This window comes from Pseudoalteromonas sp. SD03, from assembly GCF_040937955.1.
Lineage (GTDB): Bacteria > Pseudomonadota > Gammaproteobacteria > Enterobacterales > Alteromonadaceae > Pseudoalteromonas > Pseudoalteromonas tetraodonis.
Genome location: NZ_CP162514.1, coordinates 2795885 through 2819930 on the forward strand (window position 1 = coordinate 2795885; position 24046 = coordinate 2819930).

Annotated in this window: 22 protein-coding genes; 12 read left to right on the plus strand and 10 right to left on the minus strand. The window is 40.3% G+C overall.

All coding sequences use genetic code 11. The features are described 5' to 3' along the window. Nucleotide 1: 1 nt before the first annotated feature. The 4 genes from ABZP26_RS13070 to ABZP26_RS13085 all read right to left on the minus strand — a co-directional run bounded on the left by ABZP26_RS13070 (nt 2) and on the right by ABZP26_RS13085 (nt 4321). Nucleotides 2–1231 carry an efflux RND transporter periplasmic adaptor subunit gene (locus ABZP26_RS13070; RefSeq protein ID WP_368485046.1) on the minus strand — a complete coding sequence of 410 codons (1230 nt, stop codon included), beginning with the start codon at nt 1229–1231 and terminating at the stop codon, nt 2–4. Then, nucleotides 1228–2481, minus strand: coding sequence for a TolC family protein (locus tag ABZP26_RS13075; RefSeq protein WP_368485047.1), 1254 nt, complete (start codon nt 2479–2481; stop codon nt 1228–1230). Before ABZP26_RS13075 ends, ABZP26_RS13070 begins: the two co-directional genes overlap by 4 nt. 178 nt (nt 2482–2659) lie before the next feature. After that, nucleotides 2660–2986, minus strand: a complete 327-nt coding sequence (locus ABZP26_RS13080) for a hypothetical protein (RefSeq protein WP_013465764.1) — start codon at nt 2984–2986, stop codon at nt 2660–2662. 189 nt (nt 2987–3175) lie between these two features. Next, entirely contained in the window at nt 3176–4321 is a 1146-nt protein-coding gene (locus tag ABZP26_RS13085; protein WP_013465765.1) for an iron-containing alcohol dehydrogenase, read from the minus strand. 183 nt (nt 4322–4504) lie between these two features. On the opposite strand from ABZP26_RS13085, the gene ABZP26_RS13090 reads away from it, so the two are divergent. Continuing rightward, entirely contained in the window at nt 4505–5383 is an 879-nt protein-coding gene (locus ABZP26_RS13090) for an AraC family transcriptional regulator (protein WP_024601309.1), read from the plus strand. 260 nt (nt 5384–5643) lie between these two features. Then, nucleotides 5644–7110 carry a diguanylate cyclase gene (locus tag ABZP26_RS13095; RefSeq protein ID WP_290172828.1) on the plus strand — a complete coding sequence of 489 codons (1467 nt, stop codon included), beginning with the start codon at nt 5644–5646 and terminating at the stop codon, nt 7108–7110. A gap of 24 nt (nt 7111–7134) precedes the next feature. Here the strand turns inward: ABZP26_RS13095 and ABZP26_RS13100 are convergent, their stop codons facing one another. Next, nucleotides 7135–7557 carry a VOC family protein gene (locus ABZP26_RS13100; protein ID WP_024601311.1) on the minus strand — a complete coding sequence of 141 codons (423 nt, stop codon included), beginning with the start codon at nt 7555–7557 and terminating at the stop codon, nt 7135–7137. A gap of 283 nt (nt 7558–7840) precedes the next feature. Between ABZP26_RS13100 and ABZP26_RS13105 the strand changes: the two genes are divergently transcribed. The 3 genes from ABZP26_RS13105 (at nt 7841) to ABZP26_RS13115 (ending at nt 10859) form a co-directional block, all read left to right on the plus strand. Then, the gene (locus tag ABZP26_RS13105) at nt 7841–8146 is read left to right on the plus strand and encodes a hypothetical protein (RefSeq protein WP_008111425.1); all 306 of its coding nucleotides are present in this window, start codon (nt 7841–7843) and stop codon (nt 8144–8146) included. Beyond that, on the plus strand, nt 8143–8526 hold the full coding sequence (locus tag ABZP26_RS13110) for a hypothetical protein (protein ID WP_008111424.1): 384 nt from the start codon (nt 8143–8145) through the stop codon (nt 8524–8526). The genes ABZP26_RS13105 and ABZP26_RS13110 overlap by 4 nt, the downstream gene beginning before the upstream one ends. Nucleotides 8527–8669: 143 nt before the next feature. Then, nucleotides 8670–10859, plus strand: a complete 2190-nt coding sequence (locus tag ABZP26_RS13115) for a fasciclin domain-containing protein (RefSeq protein WP_290172829.1) — start codon at nt 8670–8672, stop codon at nt 10857–10859. 70 nt (nt 10860–10929) lie between these two features. Here ABZP26_RS13115 and ABZP26_RS13120 read toward each other — a convergent pair whose 3' ends face one another. Both ABZP26_RS13120 and ABZP26_RS13125 read right to left on the minus strand, forming a co-directional pair. Continuing rightward, nucleotides 10930–11754 carry a sterol desaturase family protein gene (locus tag ABZP26_RS13120; RefSeq protein ID WP_008111422.1) on the minus strand — a complete coding sequence of 275 codons (825 nt, stop codon included), beginning with the start codon at nt 11752–11754 and terminating at the stop codon, nt 10930–10932. Further along, nucleotides 11744–12193, minus strand: coding sequence for an SRPBCC family protein (locus tag ABZP26_RS13125; protein WP_368485048.1), 450 nt, complete (start codon nt 12191–12193; stop codon nt 11744–11746). The genes ABZP26_RS13120 and ABZP26_RS13125 overlap by 11 nt, the downstream gene beginning before the upstream one ends. Before the next feature lie 96 nt (nt 12194–12289). Between ABZP26_RS13125 and ABZP26_RS13130 the strand changes: the two genes are divergently transcribed. Beyond that, nucleotides 12290–13288 carry an AraC family transcriptional regulator gene (locus ABZP26_RS13130; protein WP_013465771.1) on the plus strand — a complete coding sequence of 333 codons (999 nt, stop codon included), beginning with the start codon at nt 12290–12292 and terminating at the stop codon, nt 13286–13288. 93 nt (nt 13289–13381) lie between these two features. After that, nucleotides 13382–14143 carry a substrate-binding periplasmic protein gene (locus ABZP26_RS13135; RefSeq protein WP_368485049.1) on the plus strand — a complete coding sequence of 254 codons (762 nt, stop codon included), beginning with the start codon at nt 13382–13384 and terminating at the stop codon, nt 14141–14143. Here the strand turns inward: ABZP26_RS13135 and ABZP26_RS13140 are convergent. Beyond that, on the minus strand, nt 14140–14550 hold the full coding sequence (locus tag ABZP26_RS13140; protein WP_024601317.1) for an NUDIX hydrolase: 411 nt from the start codon (nt 14548–14550) through the stop codon (nt 14140–14142). The two genes, ABZP26_RS13135 and ABZP26_RS13140, sit on opposite strands and share 4 nt — an antisense overlap. A 203-nt stretch (nt 14551–14753) precedes the next feature. Here ABZP26_RS13140 and ABZP26_RS13145 point away from each other — a divergent pair, with 203 nt between their 5' ends. Both ABZP26_RS13145 and ABZP26_RS13150 read left to right on the plus strand, forming a co-directional pair. Beyond that, nucleotides 14754–16643, plus strand: coding sequence for a propionyl-CoA synthetase (locus ABZP26_RS13145; protein ID WP_368485050.1), 1890 nt, complete (start codon nt 14754–14756; stop codon nt 16641–16643). Nucleotides 16644–16762: 119 nt separating this feature from the next. Further along, nucleotides 16763–18031, plus strand: coding sequence for a mechanosensitive ion channel family protein (locus ABZP26_RS13150; protein WP_368485051.1), 1269 nt, complete (start codon nt 16763–16765; stop codon nt 18029–18031). A gap of 3 nt (nt 18032–18034) precedes the next feature. On the opposite strand, the gene ABZP26_RS13155 is transcribed toward ABZP26_RS13150, so the two are convergent. Then, nucleotides 18035–18919, minus strand: a complete 885-nt coding sequence (locus ABZP26_RS13155) for a LysR family transcriptional regulator (RefSeq protein WP_368485052.1) — start codon at nt 18917–18919, stop codon at nt 18035–18037. Nucleotides 18920–19029: 110 nt separating this feature from the next. Here ABZP26_RS13155 and ABZP26_RS13160 point away from each other — a divergent pair, with 110 nt between their 5' ends. Together ABZP26_RS13160 and ABZP26_RS13165 are read left to right on the plus strand one after the other, a co-directional pair. Further along, nucleotides 19030–20172, plus strand: a complete 1143-nt coding sequence (locus ABZP26_RS13160) for an alkene reductase (RefSeq protein WP_368485053.1) — start codon at nt 19030–19032, stop codon at nt 20170–20172. A gap of 257 nt (nt 20173–20429) precedes the next feature. Next, a complete protein-coding gene (locus tag ABZP26_RS13165) occupies nt 20430–21617 on the plus strand; it encodes a diguanylate cyclase (RefSeq protein WP_368485054.1) in 1188 nt (395 codons plus the stop codon). 69 nt (nt 21618–21686) lie between these two features. Here ABZP26_RS13165 and ABZP26_RS13170 read toward each other — a convergent pair whose 3' ends face one another. Then, on the minus strand, nt 21687–22214 hold the full coding sequence (locus ABZP26_RS13170; RefSeq protein WP_008111407.1) for a hypothetical protein: 528 nt from the start codon (nt 22212–22214) through the stop codon (nt 21687–21689). Between the two features lie 291 nt (nt 22215–22505). Between ABZP26_RS13170 and ABZP26_RS13175 the strand changes: the two genes are divergently transcribed. Beyond that, nucleotides 22506–23846: an L-cystine transporter gene (locus tag ABZP26_RS13175; protein WP_290172836.1), complete on the plus strand. Its 1341-nt coding sequence runs from the start codon at nt 22506–22508 to the stop codon at nt 23844–23846. The last annotated feature ends 200 nt before the right edge of the window (nt 23847–24046 follow it).

A 24046-nucleotide genomic window follows, 5' to 3' on the forward strand; every position in this document is an offset into this window, starting at 1 on the left:
CCTAGTGAGCGTGACTTGCGCCGCTTTTTAAAATATCGGCTTTGATCACATAGCTATTGGCAGTGACGTACTCGCTACCTGGGCTTAAACCTGCGATGACTTCAACCCACTCGCTATTTTTTGCGCCTAAAGTAACCGGGCGTACTTCAAACACATTATTTTTACGCACAAACACACTCGCCATGCCGTTAAACTCTTGAATAGCCTCAGGCTTTACACGCACGTTAGCATTAACCTTATCGATACTGACATCAGTATTAACATGCATGCCCGGACGCCAATGACCATCAGGGTTATTAAGCGCTATACGGGCACGTGCAATGTGCCCGCCGGTCATCATAGGCGCTATAAAAAACACCTTACCTTGGGCATTTAAATGGTGATGTAAATCGTACACCGTGGCGCTTTGACCAATGGCTAGATTTTCGATGTTTTCAGGAAAGGCTGAGAGCTCAACCCATACTTTATCAAGGTTCACGACCTGCATTAACGCACGAGTACTTGCCAGTTCGCCACGCTTTAAATATTGCTCGGTTACCACACCGCTAATGGGGCTTTTAATACTGTAGTTTTGTAATGTTTCACGGTTGGTGACACTGGCCAGTACCTCACCTTTTTGAACCGTTTGACCAATGCTGACAAAAATACCGCTGATCAATCCGGTATATGGCGCCATCACTTCTACTGTGCCGTGCTGTGTCGGTGCAATAACACCAAACAGCGTGTCGGAAATATCAACTTCGCCACTTTTTGCTATCTGCGTTTCAATACCCGCACCTTTAATCGCTCGCTCACTAAGCATAGTGCGGCCTTCGTGTTGGGTGTACTCAAAACTAACGTGTTCACCTTTATAATTGGCAGTAATGAAAAGCGAAAACGAATGTGGCTCATTTATGGGTTGCGTGCTAACAAGGTACTCATTCTCACGCGTAAATTGTATTTTTTGCGGCGCTTCTACTAATCGTTTTAAGTTCATTTCGATGCTTAAATCGTTTATATCTATCGGCTGATTTTGCTCATAACCATATACGCGCAGCTCAACTTTACCTGCCAATTCTTGCAGCTTTAACTCAAGAGTGAGCCTTTCGTTGGTTAATAAAAAGCCGCCGTGTGGACCTTGTTTTTGGGTTTGCTCTGTTTGGTCATGTTCTGCTGAGGCAAATACATGTGTGCTTATAACGCTCGTTGTAGACGAAAGAAATATTAATAATGCGATAAACGTGTTGTTCATGATTGAAAAGTCTCAGTTAAAGATTGGCCAGTTAAACGCTCAAGAGTAAGGTGCGTTTGATATAGTGCTGCATAGGTATTGATAAGTGCGCGTTTAGAGTCAAATAGAGCTTGTTGGGCATCGAGCAATTGCAACACCGAAATTTGTCCGCGTTGATAGCTTTTTAAACTTTGCTCAATGAGTGTTTGGGCTTGTGGAATAACCTGCCCTGATAACAACTGCGCCTGTAACGTTTTGCCTTGGTAATAGGCGTACAAGGTACGAACTTGTTGGCGTAACTGAACCCGTAATTGCCCTTGCTGCTCACGTAACAATGCCAACTGACTGTTAGCCGCTTCAATATTACCGCTATTTGGGTTACTCAATTGCAATGGCATAGAAAACGAAAACAGCAACGAACTGGTATCGCTTTGCTGATTGTAGCGCAGGCCCGCACCTACATTAATGTCGCTTTGCCCGTTAGCTTTTTGCAGCGTTAAGTTGGCCGCTTGCTGTAAGTATTGTTGCTGCAACATGGCAAACTCAGGCGCTTGGTTAACTGCATTGAGTAACGCTTGCTCAGATTTAAGCGGTATTAAGGTAGCCATATTTCCTGCGAAATTCGTGTAGTCATGTTGCTCATTCCACAGCTCATTGAGCGATAAACGCGCTCGCTCAAATTCGCTATTTAGCTTAGCTTTCTCAAGCTCAACTTGGCTTAGCGCATAACGCATACGGGTTACATCGGCTTGCGATACAGCGCCAGCGTTAGCCCGTTGCTTTATTGCTTTGAGAGCTTGGCTCACCACGTGTTGTCGTTCGCTGTTAAGCGTAAGTAAGGTTTGAAATTTAAGCGCCTCGTAATATCGCTCACCAGTGGTTGCTAATAAAGCTAACCGAGTATTTTGATATTGTATTGCTTGGGCTTTAATGTTCGCCGTTGCGTAATTTATACGGCTTTGGCGTTTATCTCCAAGCTCTATAAGCTGGCTAAATGACAAGGTTATTTCAGCCCCTTGCACACCACGCGCATCGTTAGTTCCTAATAGGTTTTCGGCTTCTACATTTAAGACAGGATTAGGCGAAAGCGCCGCTTGAGATTTAAGCGCGCTGAGTATTTTTTGATGATAAGGATAGCGCTTTAATAGCGGATTTTGTTGCTCGGTATTTATCAACGCTTGTTTTAGGGTTAACGTTTTAACATTTGCAAACGCACTAAAAGCAGGTAGCGCGCACAGCATCACCACCAGCATAATTGGTTTTTTATTCATATAGCTTGTCCGTTTTTTAATAAACAGAGTTCACTTGCAAACCATTGACAACCTACGCTAAAAATAGCGACAGTGTAAAATAGTTAGCAATTTAAACATGCCTATATCAGCCCATAGAACGCTTACGCGCAGGCAGCTAAAAGCACAATAATTAATTGAAATTAAATTAAATTAAAAACTAGCTAAATGAATTCGGTGGGGGTACATCAGGTGGATAATTTAAACCATGGTAATACACAAGTACTGAGGGTTTACTTTGTTGAGGAATAATAGCGTGACTAAGTGTGCTGTAATAGCCACAGTGACAATGTTGGTGTGCATGAATCTCAACCGGTGGCTGATTATCGCTTTGTCCTTGGTCATTATCAGCGGTTATAGTGTTTTGTGATAATGCGTTACTTACATGCTCAACGTCTTCTTGTAAATGGTATGCAGCGCCATCACAACTTATAAAGCTGTGCACAAGCACGAGTAACATGACCATTAACAAACGATTTGAGCGCATAATTTAGCTATCTTCTCAGCCTAAAATTGACTTAAATAAACCTAACCAATTGAAGCCACATAGTATATTAGCGACAAACGACAATAAAGGGCTTTTTATCAATTAATGGCGCCAATTGCGTTTACTGAGGTTAACTATAAAACAAAAAACCACCGGCTTTAACAGCCAGTGGTTTTTTAAAATTAACGCTTAAGCAACCGCGTGTTCTAAAATTTCACGGCTTTCTTTTAGCGTAATCGCTTGGTTTTCACCAAGGGCAACCATGCCATGTGCTTCTAGTTTGCCAATAATATTATCAATGGCAGCCGCTTTATCATCACCATGTTCAGTTAGCTGTGTTGCAACCTCAAGGCTGTGGTAAAACGCTTCAATCGCTTGAATTGTTTGCTCCGCTAAATCGTCTGTTTGCTCAAGGCCAAATACGTTTTTACCCATTTGCTCTAGTTTCGCTTTTTTAACTGCAAATTGATTGCGCAATAAAGAAGGCTGAACAATAGCAAGCGAACGCGCATGGTCAACACCATAGGCAGCAGTAAGCTCATGACCAATCATGTGGGTTGCCCAATCTTGCGATACGCCAGAACCAATTAAGCCATTAAGTGCTTGGTTAGCTGCCCACATAAGGTTTGCACGCCATGCATCGTCTTGGTTTTCAAAGTTATCGCCCAGTGTTTTGAGCGTTTTTAACAGTGCCTCTGCGTATCCTTCTTGTACCAATGCGCCTTCAGGGAACGTAAGGTATTGCTCACAAGTATGCACCCACGCATCAACTAAGCCATTTACAAGCTGGCGCTGTGGTAATGTTTTCATTACATCAGGATCCATAATCGCAAATTTAGGCAGTACTTCTGGTGAAGCAAACGGCAATTTTTGCTTAGTCGCTTCTTTGCTTACCACTGAGTTTTGATTAGATTCAGAACCTGTAGCTGGTAGCGTTAATACGGCACCAATTGGTAATGCGCTAGTAATTGTATGCTTACCAGTAGGAATGTCCCAACCTTCGCCGTCGTATACTGCAGAAGCCGCAATGTATTTAACGCCGTCTATTACAGAGCCGCCGCCGACACCTAATACAAAGTCGATATCTTGTTCTTTACAAATTTTAACCGCTTGGTCAAGTACTTCAATTGTTGGGTTAGCACCCACGCCCGAGAATTCTACCCAATCAAAACCTTCAAGTGCGGCAGCAACTTGGTCATACACGCCGTTCTTTTTAATTGAGCCGCCGCCATAAACAACTAATACTTTTTGATCTTTTGCGATCAAGTCGCTAAGTGCGGCAATTTGCTGTTGGCCAAATTGGATGAGAGTGGGATTTACGTAGCTAAATTTCATTATTTTGCTCCTAGGTGACGGTTAATTTCATAATGCTTTACTTAGTCACATATCAAGTAAAGCTTTGATGGATGCATATTAGTAGCAAAGTTAATATATAAAAAGCCCAATAACTGCCTAAAGCTTGCCTAAAACTACCAGCACTGTTATTTTACGCAAAATATTTTAATTACAGATACTTTTATGCCCATCATAGCCAAAATGTTGCAACAATACGCCGAGCACAATAATTTACTAAGCTTTGAGGGCACCATGGAAACAATTATTCCTGGGGTGTATTTTCATCGCGCTACCAAAAGTTCACCGCGCCAGCCGCTTATTTATAATTCAGGCATAATCGTGGTTGGCCAAGGCCATAAAATAATTCATTTCCCAGAACATCAAATAAAATACGGAGAAGGTGATTACTTGGTACTAGGTGTACCTGTCCCATTAGAGTGTGAAGCGTTTACCGATAATGACTTACCGGTTATGGGCATAGCTATAGATATAAACCCTGTCATGTTGCACAAGCTGGTTAATCAGATGATGCAGCACCAGCCTTTATCTGTCTCCAGCGCGAACATTGGCGCAGTACAATCAGCAAAGCTAGACTGCGCAATGGAGCAGGTAACATGTAGGTTACTAACGGTTTTAAATAATCCACTTGAGGCTGAGGTATTCGGCGAAGATATAGTAAAAGAGCTAGTGTATCGTGTCCTTTGCGGCCCCCAAGGGAATACTTTAATAGGCCTAGCTATGCATGATGGCCATTATGCGCGTATAGCTCGCACACTAGCAACGATGCATCAGGACTATGCAAACCCTATTACTGTTGAAGGTTTAGCAGAAGAGGTAAATATGAGCGTATCCTCTTTTCATCGTGCATTTAGACAGGTAACGTTTGAATCTCCCTTACAATACTTAAAAAAAGTACGTTTAGCTAAAGCAAAAGAGTTAATTACCACAGCGGGCAGCAAAGCAAATGAAGCTGCTTTTAAGGTAGGTTACACCAGTGCATCACAGTTTAGCCGTGAGTTTAAACGCCACTTTAATAAAACTCCGAGTGAAATACAGTTATAAAAATAAGATTTACCCATTCATGCGCTATATCAAACTTTATTATTAACTTTTACTAGCAAAGATAACACGCTTTGTTAATATAGGGTAACTGCCATTTTTATAACCCTACTATGCTCAATAACACCGTAACAATAAGGAAGCACTTACATACAACCACCTCCTTATGTATTAAACTTTGCGGTGCTTTATTTTTTATTTTTCTTATCTGCAATACAGCTATTGCAAAAGATAGCTGCAATTTAAAATCTATTACAAACAGTGTGTCCATTCCCTTATCGCAAGGTATTGCTGCAGACATAAAACTAGAAAAAGGCATTAACCAATTTGAGTTGGTATGTACGCTAAACCAAAGCGGTGTTTTTACGTTTACTCGCCCTGCACTTGAAAGTTTTTCGTGGCAACAAAATAACCAATTAAAAGCCCCTTTAAAAACAAATCAAATGGCTATTTTAATGGAACAAGGCAGCTTTAATGCAAAGCTAACTTTAACCACTACTGCCAGCTATAATCCCCGGTTTACTTGGCTAGACTCACAGCAGTTTATTGAAAAGGTGCAGTTGTACAATTTAATATTTGGGGTGTTTTATGGATTATGCGCAACGCTTATTTTTTATGCTTTAATAATAGGTTATGGCATTAAAGACGCTATTTTTAAACTGTATGGCCTCTATCTTTTTTGTATCGCTAGCTTTATTTTTTTACAAGAAGGCCAGCCCTATTTATTTACCAATGGCTACTTTTCTGCATATATCAGCCACCTTTATACATTAAGCATTGGTTTAACTATAGTCAGTGCTACTTGGTTTATGAGCGCACTATTAGAGCTACCTGAGTATTGGCGCAAATTAAGTTATGCATTAAAAATTATCGCGTTATGTGTACTGACTTTGTGCTTACAAAAAATAGCTTTAGATTTACCCGCTATTACTAATATCACCACAATCGTTACTGGCTATTTGTCACTACTGATTGTGATGACCATTTTTATACTCTCAGCTGTGCAAGCTAAACAAGGCGTTAACGAAGCCAGCTTGGTATTTATTGCCTTAAGCTGTGTATTTATCAGCATGATATTTAGAGTGTTACTAACCGAATACAGTCCTTTTATACAGCGTTATGGGTTTGTGATTGCTTTTACGATTGAATCTCTGCTTCTTGCTATTGCAGTTGGTAAGCGAATTCAACGGCTCAGTTATGCTAAAAAACAGGCTGAACAGCACGCTAATTACGATCATCTTTGTCATATTTATAACCGCCGAGGCTGGAGTTTAAAAGCCAATGAGTTATTAAAAAAACACGCTCAACGTGGTGGCGTATTGTGTTTTTTATATATCGATTTAGACCGATTTAAAGCAATAAATGATACCTACGGCCATGATGTTGGCGATAAAGTACTTTGCACGGTGGCAGAGTCAATTAGTCAGCATATGCGCAGTGAAGACGCAGTTGGCCGCTTAGGCGGAGATGAGTTTGTGGCTATGGCATTATTTACCAGCAAAGATAAAATTAACCAGCGAGTTGCGACCCTTGAACAAAAATTAAATGCGCTTAGCTTAGAACACCAAGGCAACACCATCGCTATTTACGCAAGCGTAGGGCAAATAAACTATAGCGAAGCGCCTAAAAATTTAGATGAGGTTTTAAAAGCCGGTGATGAAGCAATGTATCAAAAAAAGTCATTACGAAAAGCGCAGGCTAAGCAAACCTACACTAGAGAAAACGCCTAAAGTAATCGTTTAGGCGCATAATCATTACTCGCCTTTTTTGAATAAGACTTCTGGGTTTACCATGGTTTTCATTTCTAAAACGTTACCATTTGGATCTTCAATAAAAAACGTTTCTTGCTCAAATTCATCACCTACAAAACGGCGGTAAGGCTTATCTAAATATTCGAGACCAGCAGCCGCAATCCGAGTTTTTAACGCCTGAAATTCATCTTCAGATAAGTGAATACCAAAATGCGGTACAGCTACTGCGCCCATATCAACATCATGACGCACTGTTGGTAAGCGCTCTGTGCTTTGATGAAGCGTTAACTCGTTACCCCAAAAATCAATGTCTACCCATCGCCCAGCTTCACTATTACCCGTTTTACAACCAAGCACGTCACAATAAAACGCTTTCGCTTTTTCAAGATCACCAGCTGGAATAGCCAAATGCAAACAGTTAGACATAAATTACCTTAGGTTATAACTTTTAATATATGAAATATGCTGCATTATACATAATTTGTAATTTATAGAACATTAACGGCATTATTTTTAGTCATTCATTGCGTACATTTAATTTAAAGCCACGGTTATTTGCTCTTTTGGAAGCCATATATCGCTTTTAGTCTTAAATCGTCGATTTTAACTATTAAAGCTAAAACTGAACCTTTATGATGTGCGCCTTATGACTAAATTCATACTTTTAAAATTCATCACCTTTTTTATCGGCTGCTTGTCGTGCTTTATAATGCATACCACATTGGCATTACCTATTGTTGTGTCTGCTGCTTTAACAGGCCTTATCGGCTCATTTATTCCGTTTCCTGCACGTTATCAAAACCACCCTTATGCCTCCATTTATGCAGGTAGTTTTGCCGGTATGTGTTCCACCAGCTTAATTAGCAACTATTGGGAAATCGCTATTATTTCTGCCATTGGCGCTGTTTTATATACACTAACACTTAATGTATTTGCAGGATTTGGCGGACGATTAGGCAGTATTGCATTTGCCAGTGTAGCCCTGTTTGTTTTAGCTAAAGGATTGCTGATATGACTATTACATACCCAGTATTAGCCTTGGCTGGTGCTTTTTTTACCTTTTATTTAGCAAAGCATAACCGCTTTGATGCCATAAGAGCCTCCGCTGCACTCTCAATTATTGCCTATTTGATTTTTGCACAGCTGAGCCTCAACGCAGAACTCTATAGTATCGTTTTTTTTGGCGGCACCTTTATTGGCATGAGCGCCCCTCACCGCTTTGGTGTTTATACGCTTGCCAGTTCAGCAATTATATTTTCATTGTTTTTTGCCTATTTGGTTCCCATTCTTGATGGCTTTGGTGGCGCTTTGGGAATTAGTGCATTTTTATCAGTGTGTATTTGCCACCTTTTTATTTTACTGGGTGCGCCTCGCAGTAAAAAAACTAAAATTTAAGACTTACTTGAATAAAAGTTCAATTAAATCTTACACCTATTAAATCGTACAAAAATAATGCTCCTTTTTTTGATCAATACAGAGTTTGGCTACGTAGAGTTCACAAAGCTGTAACACTGTAACATTCAATTAAAGGAAAAATTATGAATAAAGTATTTAAGCTCGGTGCTATCATACTTCCCTTGTTACTCATTCAAGGTTGTAGTAGCGACGACGATAACAACGCCCCTGTCACTGTAGATCCACAACCAGCAGTTTCTGTTTTTGATGCCGCACAGGACTCTGGAGAATTCACTACCCTTGTTGCAGCTTTAGAAGCAACAGGTCTAGATGAAACACTAGACGACTTAACTAACAGCTATACCGTTTTTGCTCCTACTGATGATGCATTTGCGTTATTAGGTGAAGAAACTATCAATAATTTATTAGCTGATCCTGATACTTTAAGCTCAATTTTAACTTACCATGTGATCTCTGGCAGAGTAGATGCGCAAGCAGCAATTGGTTTAGCTGGGTCAACCGTTGAAACGGTAAACGGACAAAGTATTGCACTGTCTTTAAATGGTGAAAGCTTATTAGTTAATACCAGCACGGTAACAATGACCGACATTAAAACCGACAACGGTATTATTCATGTTATTGACGCAGTACTTACACCAAAAACGGTTTCAGAAACACCACCAACCAACAATATTGTTGAAACAGCTCAACAAGCAGGCAACTTTAGTACTTTGCTTGCCGCACTTGACGCTGCAGGCTTAACATCGGCACTGGCGGATACGTCGAAAGAGTTCACCGTTTTTGCGCCTACCGACGCTGCATTTGAAGCAATTGGTAGTGGTTTTTTAAATACACTGCTGGCAAACCCTACCGTTTTAGCGGATGTTTTAAAGCAGCATGTACTTGTTGGGTCAGTTGATTCAGTCACTGCAATGTCTTTAAACGGCCAGTCAGCTGAAACGCTATTAGGCAATACACTTCCAATTGCGATAAACGCAGATACAAATATGTTGTCGTTTGGCGGTGCAAACATCATTGTTAAAGATATTATGACTTCTAACGGTGTTATCCATGTAATCGATTCGGTTATTATTTCTGATGTAACCTTACCGCAAAGCGCAGGAACAATTGCTGATATAGCCAGTGCAAATGGTAACTTTACCACACTTCTTGCTGCGCTAACGGCAACAGGCTTAGATACGTTAGTTGCTGATCCAGATAACACTTTTAGTGTATTTGCTCCTACGGATGATGCATTTGCAGCGCTCGGTCAGGATACAATTAATGCGCTGTTAGCTGATACAGATACACTTCGTGATATCTTGCTTTACCATGTATTCCCTGACGCCACTGTTTTATCTGATGACGCTGTAGCCATTGCTAATAGCAATAGTAACAAAGTAGAAATGGCCAATGGCGACATGGCTGCTATTTCTTATGTAAATAGCTCGCTATTTATCAATGATTCGGCAATCACAGAGGCAAATGTAACCGCTAGCAACGGCGTTATTCATGTATTAAATAAAGTGATTATGCCACCGGCTGAAGTCGGCACACCAACTAAAACTATTGCAACAGTTGCCACAGAAACGCCTGCATTATCTACATTAGTAACAGCACTGCAAGCAGCAGGGTTAGTTGATACGTTTAACGATACCACTCAATCATTTACTGTATTTGCACCAACAAATGCGGCATTTAGTAAAATCCCTTCCGCTGATTTAGATGCCTTATTGGCTGACACCGCTGCACTAACAGATGTTTTGACTCAACATGTATTAGGCGCTCAAGTTGGAAGTACCGATGCATTTGCAGCCAATGGTAAAATGGTCACTACACTTGCTGATAATATGCTAAGCGTAAACGTGGTAGATTTTACCAGTACTGAAAATACAGCAACAGACAGCGTAGCTTATGATGCAACAAATAATCGTTTAGTAACGGGTATGGCCGATGCAATGCCTGGTAAAACCGTGTATGTATTTGATAACGACTTAGGTGAGGCAATGAGCGTATGTGAAGCAGCTTGTGCAACAACGTGGCCACCCGTGTTAGGCACTGCGGCATCGATTGAAAATATTCCGGGTTTATCATTGATTGCTCGCTCAGATGACAGCATGCAAGTAGCTTACCTTGGCCGCCCTTTATATACCTTCTCAGGTGATACGGCAGTTGGTCAGAATAATGGTCAAGCTGTGAACGATATTTGGTGGCAAGTAAGCTTACCGGCTACATCACTACAAGTAGCTGGCAGCAATGTAACAACCACTGATATTTACACTAGTAATGGCGTTGTACACTTAATTGATACAGTGATCACAACGGCCAAATAACTAAATTTTACTGTGAGATAAGCCAGGAGTGATGCTATTTGCTCCTGGCTTTTTTTATATAAAAATGGGCTTACTTATTACTACTTTGAGAGCTTGTTGGGTAGCCAAACAACACGTTTAACTTGGCTTTTAACCCTTTAGCTTGGTAAGTACTTTTAAATAAATACTGCCACTGATGAAAGGTGATTTTGATTGGGTTATTACTGTTTAATTGACCAATAATGCCGTATTTACAGGGCTTGTTTTCATCCTCTTCTACATAAGTGCCAAATAATTTATCCCAAATAATTAAAACGCCAGCGAAGTTTTTATCTAAGTAGCCATTATTTATAGCGTGGTGCACCCGATGATGCGATGGGGTATTAAATAATGCTTCAAACCAACCGAGCTTTTTTACCACTTGCGTGTGTACAAAAAATTGATAAGCCAAATTAAGTGCCACCACCGCAAACACAATCACAGGCTCAAAGCCTATTAATATCATCGGCAACCAAAATAGCCACATTCCCGCCAGCGGATACATTAAACTTTGCCTAAATGCCGTGGTAAAGTTCATTTTAGTAGAACTATGATGCACTACATGAGCGGCCCATAACCAATGAATATGATGTGATGCACGATGAAACCAATAGTATAAAAAGTCTTGCAGTAAAAAAGCGCCTAATACAGTAAATAGCGTCAATTCAATATCAAATAGCCGAAACTGATACAACCAATAAAAAAACGGCATTAATAATAATAACGCAATGGCATCAGCGCCTTGATGTAATAAAGCAAGTAACGCGTTGGCTAAGCTGTCTTTTATATCGTAGTAACGTCTAAATTTTATAAACTCAACCCCTACAAACAGCAAAAAAATAGGGCTCAGTGCCAATAAAATAATTTCAATGCTCATGACGTTTCTCCTGAAAATAGCTGGCTATTTTTTTAAGTGCTTGGCTAACATCTTTTTTTATAAAAAAGGCCAGTATAAAGTCGGGTAACCACAAAGGCGCAATGCAACGAATATGGTAGCTGATCTCGGTGAGTGATGGCTGAGCATTATTGGCTTTTAAGTAAATATCACCACGGTGCTGTGCAACGGGTTTATCCCCTAAAATGCGGTAACAAATATGGCTATTATCGGCCGTTATTATTTGCTCTTTAAATGTTGTACCTTGCATTTTTATTTGTCTAATGGTGCCTTTTCCACCACTTATTTCACCAAAGTCTTGCGGTGTTAACACTTCAAACTGCGCATTAAAAAAGCGCCCCAAATCAGCATGCGCTAATAATAAGGTGCGTAATTGTTCAGGCGTTGCTGCCACACTATGTTTAACGTTTATCTCAATCATTGTGTGCCCCATATTATTTTTATAGATCTCTAGCATATAAAAATATTGCATGGCAAACTTGCGATTAGATGACTATTTTTTAGCTTTAGGCGACAAATGAAAACCTTAGCCGATCATTACTTTTCTAGCTGTTTGGATTATCTTCAAAGCACAGGATTAGATAGCCAAGAGATACTAACTGCCATTGAATTTGATGAATATACAAATAAGCAAACACAACAATTAGCGCCACGTATTAGCTTAAAAAGCTATAATGCGCTGCTTAGTTATGCACAGCAAACGCTAAATGACTCCTTATTCGGGTTTGAATTAGGAAAACAAATACGTACCGCTGATTTTGGTGTACTTGGGTATTTAATTGAATCGAGTACTAATCTAGCCAGTGCCATTACTGCATTACTGAGCTACGACAGTTTAGTGGCTAACATAGGGCGTGCTGAGTTTGAACAGCAACAAACACTTTGCAAGGTAACCTGGTTAGCAGACCCACAGTGCAGTCCACAGGCCGTATTACGAAATATGACCGCGTGGGTAAGTGTTATACGCCAACTGCTTAATCCTCAGCTTTCGCCTAGTTGCGTTTATTTTACAGCACATTTTTCAGACAGTGAGTTACAACAATTAGCGCAATGGTTTAATTGCCCAGTAAAAGCTGGCGCTAACTTTAATCAAGTAGAGTTTCCAAGTAGTTACTTAACCCTTCCTTTTAAAACCGATAACTCCCAGATTAACGCTGTGCTAAAGCAAATGTCAGAGCAACAGCTATCCCAGTTTAAAAGTCAGCAATTATTAACAGAAAAAATTAATCATATTTTAATGGCTAAATACGATTTGCAGGACTGCTCACTGATCAGAACGGCTAGTGCTTTAAATATGACCCCGCGCACAGTGCAACGCCACCTAAAGCAAGAAAACACCAATTTTGCCGCTCTTCTTGAGCAAGAGCAAAAACGCCGTTTGTTAACTTATATTCCTCATTATTCGCTAAGCAGTATTGCAACTATGTTGGGGTTTAATGATCAAAGCTCTTTTAATCGCGCCTTTAAGCGCTGGTATCAATGCTCACCTCGTCAATTTATAAAAAACAATAATTAAACAATTTGATTACCTAAAACACACATTTAACGTGTACCTTTTTATTGATTTTATTTACACTAGCCTCATGTATTGCTTTAAAGACAATTATTTATGCGTTTGCGTATGATGTTAACTGTTTTTGTATTGGTTTTTTATAGTGCGGCCTGTCACGCAAACCCGGTTACCTTCATCGCTGAAGATTTGCCTCCTTATCATTTTAAAAACCCTCAAGGTGAAGCGCAGGGTGCCTTAGTAGATATCGCTAAAGCAGTATTAAAAGGCACGGCTTTAACAGCAACGTTTGAAATAATGCCGATGGCGCGTATGTTTCAACAACAACAAGCCAATCCTAATGCCATCATGCTGTCACTGTTAAAAACACCAAACAGAAACAGCCAGTTTGAGTGGCTGGGAAAAGTGTATTTTGCAGATGCATACCTAGTAAGTTTACGCAGTCATAACGATGAAGTGATTCACTTAAACTTTGCCAAAGAATATAAAGTAGCCACTATTCGCGGTTATTCTGCACAAGCTTATTTAGAAGCTCAAGGCTTTACTGAAAGTGAGAATCTAGTCTTAGTGAGTTACTACCAGCAGCTATGGAGAATGCTGTATAAAAATCGTATCGATTTTGTGGTGACTAACACCCTCACCCTTGAAAACGAGTTAAAGCGAGCAGGGCTCGACCCAAGCTTAATTACTAAGCGTATACATTTAGATGAGCTACCTTCTTCTCTTCACTTTGCAGCAAGTAAGCAGCTTAACCCGCAAACAGCGAAAATTATTACTGATAGATTAAACGCGATAAAAGAAAGCGGTGAATACCAACAAATTTTAAATAAATGGCAACTCCCTATTCCAACGCGCCTTTAGTATTGAGTAGGTAAAACGCCTTGCGTTAAGTAATTTTTCAATGAAGTAAATAAAGGTGAAGGTAAGTTATTAATATCGCACCAACGCCACTGTAAACATTTGTTAGGCTCTTTATTCACAGGCTCGCCACCTTCATACTTTGCCTGCATATATAAGGTAATATAGTGCTTGTTCTCAGCGCTAAAAATATCGTTGGTAAAATCGAGTTTACGAATATTAGTAACAGTAAGCCCTGTCTCTTCAGCGACTTCGCGCACTGCACATTGCTCAACCGTTTCACCAAATTCTAAATGCCCCCCAGGGGTTGCCCAGGTATTTGCACCATGTGCGCCTATTCGCTCACCGAGTAAAATTTTATTATCATGCATTACTATCACTGCAACGCCTACTCTGACAACTTGACTCATTATTACCACATTAAATAGTTCATCATTTTTATATGTTACCTCATTTAAATCATCAAACTAGTCGTTAGTTCGTTATAAACCATAGCGTTAGCTAAAAACCACACAATCCGTTTATTATTTAACCGACCATAGTCGAATATCACTCCTGATAAAAAGCGCTTAGTTTTAAATAAAGTTATATTAAATTTTGCTCAGGAGCCTTTATGTCAGGTGAATACAAACAACACTACAATGAGTTTAAACAAAACCCGGCAGCGTTTTGGTTATCGCAAAGTAAACGCCTACCTTGGTACCAGGCTCCCGAAACAGCTTACACACAAGATGAAAACGGTTTATATCACTGGTTTGCCGACGGCCAACTTAATAGCTGCTTTTTAGCGGTAGATCAGCATGTTATTGCCGGCCATGGTGATGAAACAGCGTTAATTTATGACTCACCCGTAACCAATACCGCGCGCAGCTACAGCTACTTTGAACTACAACAAGAGGTCGCTAAATTCGCAGGAGTAATGCAGTCTTTAGGCGTAACAAAAGGCGACCGCGTGGTTATTTATATGCCCATGATCCCCGAGGCCGTAATTGGTATGTTAGCCTGCGCCCGCATCGGCGCTATTCATTCGGTCGTATTTGGCGGGTTTGCAGCGCATGAGCTTGCCGTAAGAATTGATGACGCCAAGCCTAAGTTAGTACTCAGTGCTTCTTGCGGTGTGGAAGTGAATACCGTAATTGAATACAAAGAGTTACTTGATAACGCGCTCGAATCAGCCTCGTATAAAGTAGAAAATTGTATAATTTATCAGCGTGAGCAAGTAACTGCACCACTTATGCCTGAGCGTGATATTGACTGGGCTGTTGCAATGCAAACAGCTACTGGCGTTGATCCTGTTCCGGTAAATGGCGATCACCCGCTTTATATTTTATACACGTCAGGCACAACCGGTACTCCCAAGGGAGTTGTTCGTGAAAATGGCGGCCATGCCGTTGCCATGCATTACAGCATGGAAACCGTATACGGAATGAAACCTGGTGACGTGTTTTGGGCCGCTTCGGATATTGGTTGGGTTGTAGGCCATTCCTACATAGTGTATGCCCCGCTTATGTACCGCTGTGCCACTATTTTATTTGAAGGTAAACCAGTTAGAACCCCAGATGCCAGTGCATTTTGGCGAGTGGTTGAACAGTATAAAGTAACGGCTTTATTTAGCGCACCGACAGCCTTTAGAGCGATAAAAAAAGAAGATCCCAATGCCGATGGGTTTAAACAATACGATACTTCAAGTCTGAAACGCTTGTTTTTAGCAGGCGAGCGCTTAGATCCCCCGACCTACGATTGGCTCAAAGAAAAAACAGGCCTACCTGTGCTTGATCATTGGTGGCAAACCGAAACTGGTTGGGCGATAGCCTGTAATCCTGTCGGCATTGAGCACCTACCTACAAAAGCAGGCAGTTCAACGGTTGCGACTCCTGGGTTTGACGTACGTATTTTAGATATGAATGGTGACGAATGCGCCCCCAATGAACAAGGTGCAGTCGTTATTAAACTGCCTTTACCGCCAGGATGTTTACCCACTATTTGGCAAAATACCGAACGCTTTAAAGCCGGTTATTTAAGTGAATATGAAGGCTATTATCTTTCTGGCGACGGCGGTTATATTGATGATGATGGCTACTTATTTATTATGGGCCGCACCGATGATGTGATTAATGTCGCGGGACATCGTTTATCAACCGGTGAAATGGAAGAAATTGTAGCCGCTCATCCCGCGGTTGCTGAATGTGCCGTATTTGGTGTTAATGATGCGCTCAAGGGTCAAAACCCCATGGCCATGGTGGTATTAAAAAATGATTTTCATGGTTCGCATAAAGAAGTAGAGCAGCAATTGGTGCAAACCGTGCGTAATCAAATCGGCGCTATTGCGTGTCTTAAAAATATTATGTGTGTAGAGCGCTTACCAAAAACACGCTCAGGTAAAATTTTACGCAAAAACTTACGTCAACTTATTGATGGTGAAGAACTACAAATTCCATCAACCATTGACGATCCGAGTATTTTTGAGGAGTTAACTCTGCAACTTGCTGAAAATAAAATATAAATATTATTTTTAAAACGTCTATTTAAGCGCGGCTTAAATAGACTTTTCTCGCCCCATCTGCTTAACTAGATTTCATTAAATAGATGAAACTCACGCAAATAAATCTCTTGGGAATATAAATGACTGAAATACGATCGCAGCTGCGAGAATTTTTACTGCAATGGTTTAGTCTTTATTTTCCTGGGAGTGCGCATTTATGGTACAACATATTAGTACTGTGCTGGGTTGGCTTATTTGCGCTCATATTGCACCTCATCTTAAGGTCAGTTTCAAAACGACTACTTAAAGGCCGCTTTAGTGATAAAGTTGTTCAAACCGATACCCACACGCCTGCCGACTTAGCGCTTAAATTAACACGTAATATTTCCTTTGTTTTACAAGGTGCTGTGGTTGTTATACAAGCTAGGCTCTGGGTTCCAGAAGGAACGGCTTTTTTACATATCATTGAGATGTTTACTGATCAGTGGATCATTTTATTTGCACTGCTCTCGCTGTTCTCTATGCTCAATATTTTTCAAGCAATATCTGACAGGCAACCCATTGCAGCTCACTTTCCATTACGTGGTTTTTTACAAACAATTAAACTGATCGCCAGCGTATTAACCGGTATTTTAGCGATTTCATTATTAATGAATAAATCCCCGTTAATATTACTCAGTGGTTTAGGTGCGCTATCGGCTGTACTGCTACTGGTGTTTAAAGACGCTATTTTAGGGCTGGTGGCCGGTATTCAGCTTTCAGCAAACAATATGCTTGCGGTTGGTGATTGGTTAGAAATGCCCAAATACGGCGCAGATGGCGATGTGATTGATATAGCCTTGACCACAGTTAAAGTAAGAAATTGGGATAAAACCATTACCACTATTCCAACCTATGCGCTAATTTCTGACTCATTTAAAAACTGGCGCGGTATGTCAGAATCCGGTGGGCGGCGCATAAAACGGAGTATCCATATAGAAATGAGCAGTGTGCGCTTTTTAGATGAGCAAGAGATCACCGCGCTGAAAAAAGCAGATTTATTAAGTCACTACCTCGAAATTACCCTACCGGCTATTAACGAGCAAAATACCACGAAAAAAATAGATATGAGCTGTACGTTAAATGGTCGTCGGCTCACTAATGTTGGCACATTTCGTCATTATTTAGTCGCGCTATTAAAACAGCATCCACATATTCATCAGGGAATGACACTGATGGTAAGGCAGCTAGAGCCAACTAAAAATGGCTTACCCATTGAGATTTATGCATTTACCAATACAACTAATTGGGGTGAGTATGAAAATATTCAGTCAGATATATTTGACCATATATTAGCGATATTACCCGCCTTTTCGTTACGTGCCCATGAGGCACCAACAGGGAACGATATTCGTCAACTAATTAAATAGTCACTAAATCCGTTTTAATTGCGCTATTAACCACTGGTGAATATCGCTGTTATTTGAACGTGGATGCCACGCTGCAATCACCTTAAATGGCGGTGGTAATAATTCAACTTCAAGCTTTTTCACTTTGGCGTTTGGCAGTAAACGCGATGGGTAAAAAGCAATTAAGTCAGTACTGCAAAGCAAATCGGGGACAAATGAAAAGCCAGGCACTGACATAACAATATTGCGCGCATAACCCTTATCAGCAAACCATTGGTCGTGAGAGCCTCGTAAGTTAGCACGTGACGCTGAAACCACTAATTGAGGGTGTGCGGCCACTTCAGCAAGGCTCAACGTCGATGAAGAAAACACCGTGTTTTTCCCCGCAATACAAATATGTTGTTCTTCAAATAATGTGTCATAGATTAAGTTTGCAGGGATAAATTCAGGAAAACTAATTAATAAATCCAGCTCTCCTGCACTTATTAATTGATTAACATTATCAGAGGCAAAGTCACGAATAATCAGCTTTAATCCTGGCGCTTCGCGTCTTGTTATTTCTAATAATTGTGGCAAAAGAGCTGCTATAGCGTAATCAGTCGCACTTATTGTAAATACGCCCTTGTAGCTACTTGGGATAAATTGTTTAGGTATTAATAACGCTTCTACCTGAGTTAATATTTGATTAATGGGCTTCTCTAGTGCAATTGCTTTAGGTGTTGCAACCATTGTATTGCCTTGGCGAATAAAAAGCCGATCGTCAAATAAGTCACGCAATTTTCGCAGCTGCTCACTAATAGCCTGCTGGGTTAAGCCCATTTTGCGGGCCACATCCGACACATTTTTTAGTTTAAGTAATGCACTCAATATTCGTAATTGTTTTATATCAAGCCGAGATATACCATTCATAATTGTATCTTAAACAAAAAAACATTGTTTCAAATTGTACCTTTTAATCCCTATGCTCACCAGCATTGTAATTGGCGCTAAACAGCATTATTAATTTAAAAGGTATTAAAATGAGTCAACCAAGTAAAAATATCGACAGTCTATTTTCATCAATCAATTTAGGCCCATACACACTTAAAAACCGTATTGTAATGCCGCCACTTACACGCTCACGCAGCACAGTTCCTGGCAATATCCCCAACGATGTGATGGCCACATATTATGCACAGCGTGCTAGTGCTGGTTTTATGGTTACCGAAGGCACTCAAATTGAACCAAGAGGACAAGGGTATGCCTGGACACCGGGCATTCATTCTAATCAACAAATAGCTGGTTGGAAAAAAGTAACTGATGCAGTACATGCAGAAGGTGGAATTATTTTTGCCCAGCTTTGGCACGTTGGCCGCGTTTCACATACCAGCTTACAGCCTAATGAAGCCAAACCTATTGCTCCCTCAGCTCTAACAGCTGATAGCGTTAAAGTCTTTATTGAAACAGGACCGGCTCAAGGCGCTTTAGCCAACCCAAGTGAACCACAAGCTTTAACAACCGATGAAGTAAAAGAGCTTGTTGGCATGTATGCACAAGCTGCCCGTAATGCGCTAGAAGCGGGGTTTGATGGTGTAGAACTGCATTGTGCTAATGGGTATTTAGTAAATCAGTTTATTTCTGAGCACACCAATAAACGAGATGATGAATACGGCGGCTCTCTTACTAATCGCCTGCGCTTTTTAAAAGAAATTGTCGCGGCAGTAAGTGAAGTAGTAGGCCCTGAGCGCTTAGGGGTTAGATTTGCGCCCTTATTTAGCAGTACTGATGAAAACCGTGTTTATTTAGGGTTAGTAGAATCAGACCCGCACCATACCTACATTGAAGCGATTAAAGTACTTGAACAAGCCGGTATTGCCTACCTTTCAATTGCAGAAGCTGATTGGGACAATGCCCCTAATTTACCAGAGCAATTTTATCAAGCAGCTAGAGCTGAATTTTCTGGGCGTATTATTTACGCTGGTAAGTACACTGTTGAAAAAGCGGTGGCGATGTTAGCTAAAGGCTACGGTGATTTATTTGCTTTTGGTCGCCCTTTTATTGCAAACCCTGATTTACCAGCGCGCATAAAAAATCAATGGCCATTAAATGAAGCCGATGCAGCCACTATGTATGGCGGAACTGAGCAAGGTTACAGTGACTACCCTTACTACAAAAACGATTAATTAATAGGCCATGGATGGCCTTATTCAATGTTTAAACGCTTTTTACATCGTCTCCCACCTTGTTGAATTTAATCTGCTCACTATTTTTACATTTACTAAAATGTCATACATTTGGTTAAAAAATGTCGATAAAAAGCATAAAAATTAGTTTTAAAGTATTGTTTTTAAATAATTAACAAGCATTAAAGTAGTAATGTTTTTTATATATCAATACAATAAGCTTTTATTTTTTTAGGCATCGGTCTTTGGAGCATGGGTTGTTAAAATTAGCAGGAGTTAAATCAACTTCTTTGAGTCTTTTAGCCGTGTGTGGATTATTTTTGTTATTAACTCAATTTCAAACCCAATGGCAAAGTAAGCTCTCTCTTATTAATAATCTTGTTTATCCATTACTGATTATTACCGCTATATTTGCCACTCAGTTTAATCGAAGTCGAGTTGCTATTTTGTGCGCGTTTTGGTTACTTTATTTATGTTCACTTGAGTATGCTTTGCCTTGGTCAAGTTGGCTTAAAGCGCAATCTGATTGGGTTTTACTATGCGCTGCAAGTTTATTAATGTTGTTAGCCGTGATTAAAGATCGCGCACTTTTATCAATACACACTGCGACCCGAACCCTATTAATTATTCTATGTGGCGGCGCAGCGTTTGCGTGGCTGGCACTGAGTCTGCATTTAAAAGGGCTATCATTACAACCTTCTGTTTATACTCAACTGCTTCCTTATTTACCCATAGCTTTACCACTGTCACTCATTGGCAGCTTACTCATTTGGCAAAGCGTAAGAACACATAACCTGACGCAAACGGCGTTACTCATTACTTTTATTGTGTGGTGCCTTAACCAACAACATATTATTGATTTTCCTTGGTCTGTCATTGCTGTGCTTATGGCTTCTTTGTATTTATTAGCGGTGAGTACCGACTCTTATTATTTAGCTTACAGAGACGATTTAACGAGCTTACCAACGCGCCGCGCACTTAATCAGCTTGCTCTATCATTAGGGCGAAAATACACTGTTGCTATGCTCGATATTGACCACTTTAAAAAATTCAACGACACCTATGGCCATGATATTGGCGACCAAGTACTTAAGCTAGTGGCAGCAAAAATGAGTGGCGTTAAAGGGGGTGGCAAGATTTACCGTTATGGCGGAGAGGAATTTACAGTTGTATTTCCAAGAAAAACAGCTGAGCAGTCAATTCCTGAACTCGAAACACTGCGTCAAAATATTGCAACTTACGACATGGTGATCAGAAACCCAAAACGCACAGATAAAAAATCTCGCAAAGGTAAACAGCCAAGCGACAATAAAACGGTGAACGTGACTGTTTCTATTGGCGTAGCACAAAGAACAGCAAAACAAAGCTTTGACGAGGCTTTAAAAAATGCTGATTTAGCGCTTTATAGAGCTAAAAAGAAAGGCAGAAATAACGTAAGTGAATAATGCTTTTATAACGTGGCACGCTAACGTTTAGTCATAGCGTGCCCAAAGGCAACTAATTTTATCTGCAAACTATTGCTTTTCAATCACTGCTTTTAAATTATTTAACGCGGAGACCGAAAAGCCACGGTCGTAAAAGTAAATAATTTTGCCACTCTCATCAAGCAGTATTACGCGGCTGTTATTCGGGTTTTCGTTACCAGTAAATGCCTGAACCTTATCGCCATCTTTGTAAATTGTGATCACCCCACCCCACAACTCTTTTGGGATCCCTTTGCGCATACCGCTATCGATTAAGGTACTAAACATGCGAGGAACCATCCCCTGAATAGTGGGCAACTCATAAGCGGTCACATTCACTGCGCTCATATCTAAACCAATAAGCCAACGATCAATATCAAACTGGCTATCTTGTTTATAACCAATTAACAGCAACGTATTGGGGTTGTTAAAGTCCTCAGGAATGGTGAATGACTTTTGCTCTAAGCTTTCTCCCGTCACAGTAGGAAATTGCTTACCAAGTAGTGCTTGGTTTGGGTATTGGGTTGAACACCCACTAACCACTAAAACCATCACCAGTGCCATTATTGCCTTTAACATACCTCTACTCCCTCTTTTAAATAAAAACTAAAGTGAACAAATTAACTTATTACCGCGTACTAAGGTTACGATTTTAACTGTAGTTAAGATCTTACTTTCATCTAGTAAACGCCATAAATTAAAGAAAATGCAATCATATGGGTTAATTTTTTCAACAATGTGCTCATTCGTTATACTTTAATATTATTACTATATTCATTTTAATTCTATACCATAGCGAAAGCGTATTTTGTTAACGTCTTACAAAGCGTTAAAGTGCCGCGCTAATTCACAGCTATAAAAGAGGGTACTATGTCGCTTGCTGTATTATTAATGTTGGCATTATTTGTCGGTTTGCTGTTCGCGATTTATCTTTTTTCGCAAAAAAGCAGCTCTTTATCTCGTACCGTTTTATTTGGCTTAGTGCTTGGTAGCACCTTTGGCTTAGCCCTACAGTTTTTATTTGCCCACTCTCCAGAGACGATTAAAGAAATACTCAGCTGGGTAAGCGTGGTGGGTAAAGGCTATGTCGGTTTATTAAAAATGATCATCATGCCATTGGTATTAATTTTTATGATTGCCGCAGTGGTAAAGCTCGAAAACCAAGGCTCTTTAGGTAAAATATCATTTATTAGTATTTCTGTTTTACTCTTTACCACAGCAATTGCCGCTTTGGTGGGTATTGCTGTCACCTATGGATTTGACCTCAGTATTGAAGGGCTTGTTTCGGGTACTCGAGAAGCCGCTAGAATGGACACCCTACAAAGCAAAGCTGCGAATGTAGCCGACTTAAGCGTGCCGCAAATGCTACTGAGCTTTATTCCTGAAAACCCCTTTGCTGATTTAAGTAATCAACGTTCAACCTCTATTATTGCCACGGTTATATTTGGTGTCCTTGTTGGTATAGCTGCACGTAAAGTAATGCTGGAAAAAACAGAACTTGCCAGCCCAATTCGTAACGGTGTAAACGCCCTACAAGCTACGGTAATGAGCTTAGTTCGCATGGTGATTGCACTAACGCCTTATGGTGTTGCGGGCCTAATGGCAAGCGTCGTGGCAAACTCTAGCAGTAACGATATTTTAAATTTACTTGCCTTTATTCTTGCCTCGTATGTAGCTATTTTATTGATGTTTGTTGTGCATGGCTTATTGCTTAGCTTTGTGGGTGTAAATCCAAAGCATTATTTTGAAAAAATCTGGCCAGTACTGACCTTTGCATTTAGCTCACGTAGCTCAGCGGCCTCCATTCCTATGAATGTCGATGTGCAAATTAACCAGTTAAAAGTACCTCCGGCAATTGCAAACTTATCGGCTTCTTTTGGTGCCACTATTGGTCAAAACGGCTGTGCTGGTATTTATCCTGCGATGCTCGCAATGATGGTTGCGCCAAGTGTGGGGATAGACCCACTTACATTTGAGTTTATTTTACCGCTAATTGGTATTGTGGTTATTAGCTCGTTTGGTATTGCAGGTGTTGGTGGTGGTGCTACCTTCGCAGCGTTGGTTGTATTGCCTACCATGGGATTACCTATAGAGGTTGTGGCTTTACTTATTTCTATTGAACCCTTAATAGATATGGCACGCACAGCACTCAACGTATCGGGCTCTATGACCTCAGGTGTGATCACCAGTAAATTAATGAAAAATCAATAACACAGATTTTAATCTAATAGCCCAGCCTACGCTGGGCTTTTTTATGTCTGCCACTTTCAAAGCTCTTTAGTGATTTGTTTATTTAATCATTTAACTTTAATAAATCATTTTTATAGATTGTATCAATCGGTTTATTTCGCACACGGTTTTTAGCCCCTCTACTATACTATTCGCACTGCTTAGTCATTCAAGCTTTGTAA